Below are 9,908 nucleotides of genomic sequence, written 5' to 3'. Positions count from 1 at the left end.
AAAACTCAGTTGTATGGTGCGGAGTTAATCGTAGCTGATAGATGGTTCCCCAGTAGCAAAATCTGTTCCAATTGTGGATACAAAAAAGAGTCTCTATCTTTATCCGAAAGAGTTTTTGATTGTGAACAATGCTCTTTTGTTTGTGATAGAGACTTGAACGCTAGTCTCAATCTAGCTTCTTTGGCGGTGAGTTCCACCGTGTCAGCCTGGGGAGTAGATAGTGCCGACACTGCTACCTTGAAGCAGGAAATTAACGTCAAATTTGCTCATGAGTAGATTTGAGTAAGTTTAATAGAACGGTTGCATATCATAGGGTTAAGGGTTAAAGATTAAAATTTCCCCTTTCCCCCTTCCCCGACTTCTGCAAGAATTCTATTCTAGTCAATTAGAGGCGTAATTAGGGGTTGCTGAGCAGCATTTTGGGCGAGCCCATCGGCCGGACCCGGATCACTTCCCCTCACCACCCCCGCCGAGATGACCGACTTATTTCTTTAATTTCTGTAATTTTTGGCTTTCACGGGGAAAACTAAAATTAAAATAGGGGGGAGTGCCTTAAAATTGCTGTTTTGACGTATAATCACCTCAATAAAATTTAGAAGCTCCTAGAGTTGATAGTTTTAAACATTTCTGAGAGGAAAATGTATTTATTATGAGTTCAATTATTGAAATCGGCGACCAAAAAATTAACCAGTCACAGGTCTTGCCTCTTTTGGCAAAATATGGTATGTTACCCCAGTTAATCCGGGAAGTAATTATCGAGCAAGCGATCGCCAATATCACCTGCAATCCCGAAGAAAGAAACGCCGCCTATTCCCGTTTCTATCAAAATAATCAAATTGCCAACGATGAACAAATGAAATCCTGGTTACGACAAAACGGGATGGATTCCGAACAACTAGAATATCTAATTCTGCGGGACATTAAATTGGAAACATTTAAACAGGAGACTTGGGATAACAAAGTAGAATCCTACTTCTTGCAAGTCAAAAATCAATTGGATAAGGTGGTTTATTCGCTGATTCGGACAAAAAATATCGGCATTGCCCAGGAAATATTTTTCCGGATACAGGATCGAGAAAATAGCTTCGCTGAACTAGCTAAAAAATACTCCCAAGGATCAGAAGCGGAAACCGGAGGACTAATCGGACCTGTGGAACTGAGCGCCCCCCATCCCCAGATCGGGCAAATTCTCAAGGCAAGTAAACCGGGGCAACTGTGGCCACCGACGCAAGTGGGAGAATGGGTCGTGATTGTCCGACTGGAAAAATATTTATCCTGTGAACTGGATCCTCCCACCCGTCAACGCTTACGCAATGATTTATTCCAACAATGGTTAACGGCTCAAATGCAAACAGTGAAATTTATCTCCGAATCAAACCCAGTCAATAGCGAGCAGGTATCGATTATATAGCATTTCCTTGCAACACTGGGTAAACCTAGTCTTTTCGCCTAATTATTTGCCAACCTAGTCAATTTTCGCCTAGCCAATGAGTTATACCACTTTAGATTTTACCGCCTTTCTGGAGACCGTACAGCCCTTCGATCGCCTGCCCGTCGAGGTTAGACGTTCCCTCGGCCAGAAATTACAGCCCTTTCGCTATGAGATGGGCAATGCGATCCTCAAGTGCGACCGCTTACCCTCCCACCTCGTCTTTCTCTACGAGGGAGAGGCCAGACTTTTGGGTTACGATGCTAGGGTAAACAATCCGCTGCCGGTCACTTTGGCTAAATTACACCCGGGGGATTTATTCGGGTGGATCAGTCTCCTGCGCGCTACCCCCTGTGAAACGGTCATCGCTTCTTCGGAAGTCACGATCTGTTTAACCTTAAAACAAGAGGATTTTTGGTCTTTAATCAATGATTACCCCGAATTTAAGCAATATTTCTTTAAAGAAACCTCGATCGCTGAAGTTTATGCTCTCCTAGGCTCCTATCTTAATCAACAGGCCTGGGGTGGGGGGGACCTGAAAGAAATTGCTCAGGCTCTTTTAAACAAAGCTTGTGTGTCCTACAACCAGATTAACGATGATTATCTCTGGTTAGTCAGCGAAAATAGCGATAATTATCCTACTGGCACAGTTATCACCCAGAACAATCCGACTAACACCCGCTTATTAGGTCTTTCCTCCGACCAGTTAGATGAATTCTTGACAGTGGAAACCGAAGCGGCTGCGGAAACAGAAACGGATGATATCCTAGAAACCCAAGTCATCAAGGGAAATAAACCCACCCAGGTATTAGATATCCCTCAAGGCAAAATAAGCGACATCACCAGCGATATCGCCATTGAAAAAACTGTCGAGAAAAACCGCAAGTCATATCCTTTTTTCGGGGGAAAAACGGAACTAGAGGCGGTGAGTGCCTGTTTTCAGATGCTCTGCAAATATTTTAATATCCCCTTTCGCAAGGACGTGATCCAACGCATCCTAGGGGATCAACTGCAAAGAACCGGCAGCCTTTCCCTGCCCCTGTGTGGGGCTGTAGCCGAGGTAGTGGGACTCCATAGCCAATTAGTACCCCTAAATGCTTCTTCCTTGCCCAATATCAACCCTCCTGCCCTAATTCGCTGGCAAGACAGCATCGTTATCCTCTACGAAATTAATCAACGGGAAACCACGATCGCTGTTCCCCAAAGGGGGATAATTAAACGCAAAACCAGCGAATTTATGGAATCTTGGGGCGAAAAAGGGGAAGTGATTCTGCTTAAACCCACCAAACACACCCAGCAACAGCGTTTTGGCTTATCATGGTTTTGGCCTTCTGTCAAGAAACATAAACGAGTCTTAATAGAAGTTTTTATCGCTTCTTTCTTCGTGCAGTTATTTGCCCTGGCCAATCCCTTGATGATTCAGGTGATCATCGATAAAGTGATCGTGCAGAATAGCCCGGAAACCTTGAATACCCTCGGGGTTTTCCTGTTAGTAATTGCCGTTTTTGAGGGAATTTTAACCTTTTTGAGAACATCCCTTTTTGTCGATACCACTAACCGCATCGACATGACCCTCGGTTCAGAAATTATCGATCACCTGCTGCGCTTACCCCTGAAATACTTTGAACGGCGGCCAGTGGGGGAAATTTCGACAAGAATCAACGAATTAGAGAATATTCGGCAATTTTTAACAGGTACAGCCCTAACGGTGGTATTAGATGCCATTTTCTCGGTTATATACATCGTGGTTATGTTGATCTATAGCCCGATTTTAACCTTCTGGTCCCTGGGAGTCGTGCCGATTTTAGTTCTCTCCACAGCTATTTTCGCACCGATCGTGCGGCGACAACTGCGAGCAAAAGCCGAACGAAACGCCGAAACCCAATCCTATCTCGTGGAGGTAATGACAGGAATTCAAACGGTGAAAGCACAGAATATCGAATTGCGTTCCCGTTGGCAGTGGCAAGAACGTTATGCGCGCTATGTGGCCGAAGGTTTTCAAACGGTAATGACCTCAACTTTGGCCGGTTCCTTTAGTCACTTCTTTAACCAATTATCGGGTTTATTAGTGCTTTGGGTGGGAGCAGCCCTAGTTTTAGACGGACAACTCACTCTTGGTCAATTAATCGCCTTCCGGATTATCGCTTCCTACGTTACCTCGCCGATTCTGCGTTTGACCCAACTCTGGCAAAACTTCCAAGAAACCGGCTTATCCCTGGAAAGATTAGCCGATATCGTCGATACTCCCCAAGAAGCGGAACTTGATCGCCAAAATATCCCCATGCCCTTAATTAAAGGCACTGTCACCTACGAAAACCTCGCTTTCCGCTTCAATCCCCACGGACCCCTGCAACTATACAACGTCAATTTAGAATTCCCCGCCGGTACTTTTGTCGCTTTGGTGGGGGAAAGTGGCGCCGGGAAAAGTACCATTACTAAATTGTTAGCCCGTCTCTACGAACCAGAATCGGGAAGGATTCTCATCGATGGCTACGATATCAACAAAGTGGAACTCTATTCCCTCCGTCGTCAAATCGGCATGGTTCCCCAAGAAACCCTATTATTTGACGGTACGGTACAGGAAAATATCGCCCTGACTAACCCCGATGCGACTGTGGAGGAAATTGTCTCGGCAGCGAAAACGGCGGCGGCCCACGAATTTATTATGACCCTGCCCAATGGCTATAATACCCGTGTCGGTGAACGGGGGGCATCCCTATCGGGGGGACAACGACAACGGGTTGCGATCGCTCGTTCCGTCCTGCAAAGACCGCAAATTCTCATTCTTGATGAGGCCACCAGCGCCCTCGACTATAACACCGAACGGCAAGTGTGTCTGAATCTCAAAGAAGCTTTCAAGGATCATACGGTCTTCTTTATTACCCATCGTTTAGCTTCGATCAAATCCGCCGATATTATTGTCATGATGGATAAAGGGACAGTAGCGGAGGAAGGCACCCACGAGGAATTAATGGCCAGAAAAGGCCTTTACTATACCCTCTATAAACAACAGGATTCGCAAATCTAGTCAGTCGGGAGACAGGGATTAGGTGATAGGGGATAGGGAAATGGGGAAATGGGGAAATGGGGAAATGGGGAAGTTTCAACTAATACCCCAAAACCCCCCGCAACGCGCACGCAGTGACCACCCCACACCCCACACCCTACACCCTACCCCCACGAAAAACTTTTTCAGCAAACCCTAAATATAGGAGAATCTTCATGAACGGTAATTCTAACAACGGTCAAAACGGCAACGGCAATGGCAACGGCAACGGCAAAGGTAAAAGCGATGAACTGACCCAAGCGGGTAAAAACGTGGCTACTACCACGAAAAATAAAAGTATTACCCCTTCTTTACCCACTTTCAGCCCACCAGAACAATCGGTGATCCTGAAACAATCGCCCATTTGGTCGCGGACGATTATCTGGACATTAATGAGTGTCACCACTGCCGCTTTAATTTGGTCAGCACTCGCCAAAATCGAGCAGGTGGTCGGCGCTCAAGGACAACTTAAACCCCAGGGCAAAGTGCAAGAAGTACAAGCACCGGTGAATGGGGTAGTACAGGAAGTTAAAGTTAAAGACGGCGATCGAGTTAACAAAGGTGATGTACTGGTTTTAATGGATTCCAGTGCCTCGAAAGTGCAGTTAGAATCCTTGGCAAAAATTCGCGCCACTGCCGAGAAGGAAAATCAATTCTATCGTCTATTAATGGCGCAGGATCTGACACCGGCACAAGTGGAGAGTTCGATCGCTCAATTAAAATTACCGAGTGAAATCGCCGATTTAGCCCGTAATCGTGCCGCTTTAGTGGCGGAAAATCAACTTTATCAAGCACAGGTCAGTGAAGGTGCTTCTAGTTTTGCTTTACAAGGGGAGCAATTAGCCCGTCTCGCGGCTGCCCGACGGGAGGCCAATTCTCGACAAGCGGCCGCTAGATTGGAAATGGAACAATTAGAAAAACAATTGGCCCAAACCAGGGTACAGTTGGCCGATGCCCGCTCGCAATTAATCAAAGATCGCTTAGTCTTAGAAGAAATTAAGACTCGTAATGCCAATTCGATGAAACAGGGCCAAGAAAGCTTGGATATCGAGCGTAATATTCTCAAGGATATTGAACCCTTGGGAGAAGAAGGGGCGGTCGCCCGTTATCAGATTAATAAACAAAAACAATCGGTAACTGATCGCCAGAATGAACTGCAGCAGCAAGAGGCTAACGGCGAAATCGATCGAGAAAAACAAGAGAAAGAAGTACAAACCCGCATCGCCGAAATTTCCCGCTTGGAACAGGAAGAAAAGCGTTATTCCCTGTTGATCTCCCAAGCGCAGGAAAAGCTGATTAACACCACGGTAATCACGGAAAAAGATGTGCGCGATAAAATGGCGGACAATTACAAACGGATCGCTGAAATCGATAGTCAGATCAGTCGCATTATCATTGATAACAACAAGCGCATTGCTGAGTTAGATAGTCAAATTAGTCAAGCACAACAGACGATTAAATATCAAAAAATTACCGCCCCGATTGATGGTGTGGTCTTTGATCTCAAGGCCCGGCCCGGGTTTGTTCCCCAACCGAGTCAAGCGGAAGCATTATTAAAACTTGTTCCCGATGGTTGTCCCACCCAGGTCAAAGATGCCGCTAAAGGTTGTTTAGTGGCAGAGGTGGATGTGACTAACCAAGACATCGGTTTTGTGCGCGTGGGACAAAAGGCCGATATTCGCATTGATTCCTTTTCTTACAGTGAATACGGCGATATTAAGGGAGAAGTAATCTCGATCGGTTCCGATGCTTTACCTCCCGATGAAAATCACCGTTTTTATCGGTTCCCTGTCCGGGTAAGCTTGAACAGTCAAGAGTTAGTTTTGAAAGATAAATCCACTCTGCCGCTGCAATCGGGGATGTCTGTGAGTGTTAACATCAAAGTCAATGAAAATCGCACCGTTTTGGGACTATTTACCGATATGTTCAATAAACAGGTGGATACTCTCAAACAAGTCCGTTAAGCGAAAAAATTCGGGGGTAGATCCTGCCAACGGCCCGATCCGATCGCACTAATCGCTTCCGAGAGGTTAACTGCACCGGTATAAAGGGCGCGGCCCACGATTACTCCCGTTACTCCTAAAGGTTCCAAAGACAATAAACTCAGTAGGTCCGTCAGGGAACTAATGCCCCCAGAGGCGATCACGGGAATCTCGACAGATTCGGCTAATTCTCGCAAAGCGGCGAGATTAGGGCCAGAAAGGGTGCCATCTCGATGAATATCAGTGTATATAATCGTACTGGCTCCTCTTTTTGCCATATCTTGACCAAGAGCGATCGCCTCTACCTCGGAAGTTTCTAACCAACCCCGGGTGGCTACTTTACCATCGCGAGCATCAATACCGACAATTATTTGCCCCGGAAAGCTTTGACAAAGTTCGCTGACTAATTCTGGCTTTTCTACGGCTACTGTCCCTAAAATCGCCTTTTCTACCCCGATTTTTAGGAGATTACTCACCGTTTCTAGATCTCGCAGTCCACCCCCCACCTGTACGGGAATGGCAATATCATTAAGAATTGTTTCAATGGTTGACAAATTAACCGATTTACCCTCTTTGGCTCCATCCAAATCAACTAAATGTAATCTGGTTGCCCCCTGATTGACCCATTCTCGCGCCACTATTGCGGGATTATCGTTAAAAACCTGCGATTGTTGGTAATCTCCCTGATAAAGTCGCACACATTTGCCATCGAGAATATCAATAGCGGGGATAACTTCCATGTTTTTCTCAATATCTAACTAAGGAGCGTTTTTCATTATATAGTACCAGCCGTCAGCCTTGAATCAGTGATCAGTGATCACTGATCACTGATCAGTTTTGAGTCTGACAGGGGAACAAGCCCTCTCAAAGCATTGTCCATAAAGGTTTTGAGGCTCCTCAGTTACAAACAGATACATCGCTAAACCTTGTTGGATAAGACTTTTAGACTTTTTTTCCCTCAAAAAGTGCCAGCCATTGCGGGGATCGGGGGGAAAATTCCGGGACTTTTTCCCTGAAAATTAGGTAGTTGACCACCTGAAAATCGATAAAACCCCACACCCCCCCTGCCCCCCCGATGTCGGGGGGGTTGGGGGGCCACACCCTGCCACCACCGAAAAGCTTTTTGCCGCAAACCATCTGTATTAAGTGTGCATCATCAAATGGCAGTAACAGTGCTGTCTTTTCACTGATTACTCTTTACTGATTACTGATTATCGATTCCTAGGGGAAAAAATTCTTCTAGAATGATAAGTACATATACGAGAGGAATTATACTTATGTCTGCTGGGAAGTTTCAAACAGCCGCTTCATTATCCGATCGAGAGCTAGAAATACTCGATTTAGTGGCTAATGGTTTAACTAATCAAGAAATCTCGGAAAAGCTAGAGATTAGTAAGCGTACCGTTGATAATCATATTAGTAATATCTTGACAAAAACAAAAACCGATAATCGGGTGGAATTGGTGCGTTGGGCATTGCATTGGGGTAAAGTTTGTCTTGATGATATTAATTGTTGTATCCTTCCTTCCCCAGCGCCGACCGATGATCAGGTTTCCTAAACTCCTGGGACTTTTTCTTGCGGTTAATATCATCAGTCTGGGGGGATGTAGTGATGCGGGTTTTGTCACCCCTCCCCAACAGCTTTTAGGAAATACTTTAAATACCCCTTCCTCTGAAGATAATCCCCGTTTTAACTACGATGGTCGTTATCTGGTCTTTGCCTCCGATCGCAGGGGACAACGAACGATTTATTTATTCGATCGAGTGGCTAATCGTTTAGTTCCCCTGCCGGGGTTAAATCAAGCAAAAACCTATCAAGATCAACCGGATATTAGTGCCGATGGTCGCTATATTGTTTATGTGTCGGAACAGTCCGGTAAACCCGATATATATATTTATGATCGACAAACCCTGCAAGCAAAAAATATCACCGAAAATATTTTAGGAGAAGTGCGTCGTCCGACGATTAGTGGTAACGGTCGTTTTATTGCTTTTGAAAGTAATCGTTTCGGTCAATGGAATCTGGAAATATTCGATCGAGGTGGCGAAATTTCTCCTTCTTTACCCCCGATCAATTCTTCCCCGTCCCGATAGTATTGGGGGAGAAGGGAGAAGGGTGTGGGGAGACCACTTCGTGCGCGTTGCGGGGGAGATGGGAGAGGAGAATATCCACACGCCCCGGAATCCCTCCACGCTTACTTTTTGCTCCGTCTCGACTCTTTCTTTTTCCTCGTCCAGCCGCGTAGGTATTCTTGATACTTTCCACAGTCAAGGGTAGTTATGATCGATCATTCATTTGATAGATGGTTTCGTGACTGAGAGATTCTTGACTGGCTCTTTTCAGACGACCTGCTATTTGTTCCGGACTATGATAATTTTTCAATCCTTTTTTCACCAACTCTAAGGCCGACTCGCTGACGTTTTTAAAGGGTTGTTTGGCATTTTTTCGCCTTGTCTCGCTTTGAGCTTGTGCTGTGTCAGGTAGATAGCAGCCGAGGGAACTTTGATTCCTTTTTAATTCCCGTGATATTGTGCTTTGATGACATCCGAGCCAGAGGGCCATTTGCCGTTGAGATAAATTTCCCTCCTGACTAAGTTGGTAGAGCAAGTTTCTTTGTTCTATGTTAAGATGTTGGTGGCTCATTTTTGGGTCTGATTTGTTTTTGTTAATGATCAGACAGTACCTGATGAGCCTTTCTTTGTCAACTCTTGAGGTTGATGCGTTTCATTTTTGAATTGGCGAACCCTTAGCTATTAGCCGTCAGCTATCAGAATCATTCCAACATCGTCGGGTTTGCTCGGTGACAGGTTGCCAATCCAGAACTCAACCCACCAGAGCAGCATCGCACTTTAACCCACAGCTTCAATAAATGTGCATGGTGCGTTCCCCAAAATCGATCAGTGGAGCAGTGGGAGCCACATTAGGGAACGCACCCTACAGTGATAGCGATCGCACTAAATTTCCTGTGCGCCTAACTACATATTATACGGCAACTTTCTGTATAACACTCTCCAGAGTTAACGATATGGGTCAACTTTCGGTATATCACTCCATTTAGGCGCAATCGCCAGAAGTTTTCCCCATATCACCCCCAAAAGCTTGTTAGCCAGATTAGCATATTGCCAAAAACCTTGTTTAACTAAATTCCTGACAATAAGCTGAAACAACAGGAATTTTCCGGGATTCTAGCAATGATTCCTATGTCTGACCGCACCCCTTGACAAAAATTTATATCGCTTGTTCTAGGTATGTTTTGGGGGTTTCAGTCGGCATTACTTTCTATGAGATTAAACTATTGGGACTTAGGCGTTTTCGGTCAGCAAAAAAGGCTCAAACCATTACGGGACAAAGGTTTAACCTCGATTTATGATTTTCCTTGATCTATCTGGGTTTCAGCGATTTTGGGCTTCTCGAAGTAAATCCCAAGCGGGGATTGGAGTTGAGGCTTTT

General features: G+C 45.4%; 7 protein-coding genes and 1 pseudogene. 6 read left to right on the top strand and 2 right to left on the bottom strand.

Annotated features, from left to right (window positions below):
- The 4 genes from O9300_RS03605 to O9300_RS03590 all read left to right on the top strand — a co-directional run.
- Window positions 1-276: zinc ribbon domain-containing protein (locus O9300_RS03605; protein WP_287970104.1), on the top strand; the 276-nt coding region annotated here is incomplete at its 5' end.
- 373 nt (window positions 277-649) lie between these two features.
- On the top strand, window positions 650-1,411 hold the full coding sequence (locus O9300_RS03600; protein ID WP_287970102.1) for a peptidylprolyl isomerase: 762 nt from the start codon (window positions 650-652) through the stop codon (window positions 1,409-1,411).
- Between the two features lie 76 nt (window positions 1,412-1,487).
- Window positions 1,488-4,457: a peptidase domain-containing ABC transporter gene (locus O9300_RS03595; protein ID WP_287970101.1), complete on the top strand. Its 2,970-nt coding sequence runs from the start codon at window positions 1,488-1,490 to the stop codon at window positions 4,455-4,457.
- A 194-nt stretch (window positions 4,458-4,651) separates the two neighbouring features.
- The gene (locus O9300_RS03590; RefSeq protein ID WP_287970099.1) at window positions 4,652-6,439 is read left to right on the top strand and encodes a beta-barrel domain-containing protein; all 1,788 of its coding nucleotides are present in this window, start codon (window positions 4,652-4,654) and stop codon (window positions 6,437-6,439) included.
- On the opposite strand, the gene hisA is transcribed toward O9300_RS03590, so the two are convergent.
- On the bottom strand, window positions 6,436-7,197 hold the full coding sequence (gene hisA, locus O9300_RS03585; RefSeq protein WP_147073784.1) for a 1-(5-phosphoribosyl)-5-[(5-phosphoribosylamino)methylideneamino]imidazole-4-carboxamide isomerase: 762 nt from the start codon (window positions 7,195-7,197) through the stop codon (window positions 6,436-6,438). The two genes, O9300_RS03590 and hisA, sit on opposite strands and share 4 nt — an antisense overlap.
- A 537-nt stretch (window positions 7,198-7,734) precedes the next feature.
- On the opposite strand from hisA, the gene pedR reads away from it, so the two are divergent.
- Window positions 7,735-8,016 (top strand): photosynthetic electron transport-dependent transcriptional regulator PedR, encoded by a 282-nt coding sequence (pedR, locus tag O9300_RS03580; RefSeq protein ID WP_108937575.1) that lies wholly within the window; start codon window positions 7,735-7,737, stop codon window positions 8,014-8,016.
- Window positions 8,000-8,551, top strand: a complete 552-nt coding sequence (locus O9300_RS03575; protein WP_002796219.1) for a TolB family protein — start codon at window positions 8,000-8,002, stop codon at window positions 8,549-8,551. The genes pedR and O9300_RS03575 overlap by 17 nt, the downstream gene beginning before the upstream one ends.
- A 70-nt stretch (window positions 8,552-8,621) precedes the next feature.
- Here O9300_RS03575 and O9300_RS03570 read toward each other — a convergent pair.
- Window positions 8,622-9,101: pseudogene (locus tag O9300_RS03570) on the bottom strand (transposase); the annotation flags it as partial.
- Window positions 9,102-9,908 lie beyond the last annotated feature (807 nt).

Source organism: Microcystis sp. LE19-195.1E, from assembly GCF_027532095.1.
Taxonomy (GTDB): Bacteria; Cyanobacteriota; Cyanobacteriia; order Cyanobacteriales; family Microcystaceae; genus Microcystis; species Microcystis aeruginosa.
Note: the sequence above shows the minus strand (reverse complement) of the source record. Positions and strands in the feature narration are given on the sequence as shown.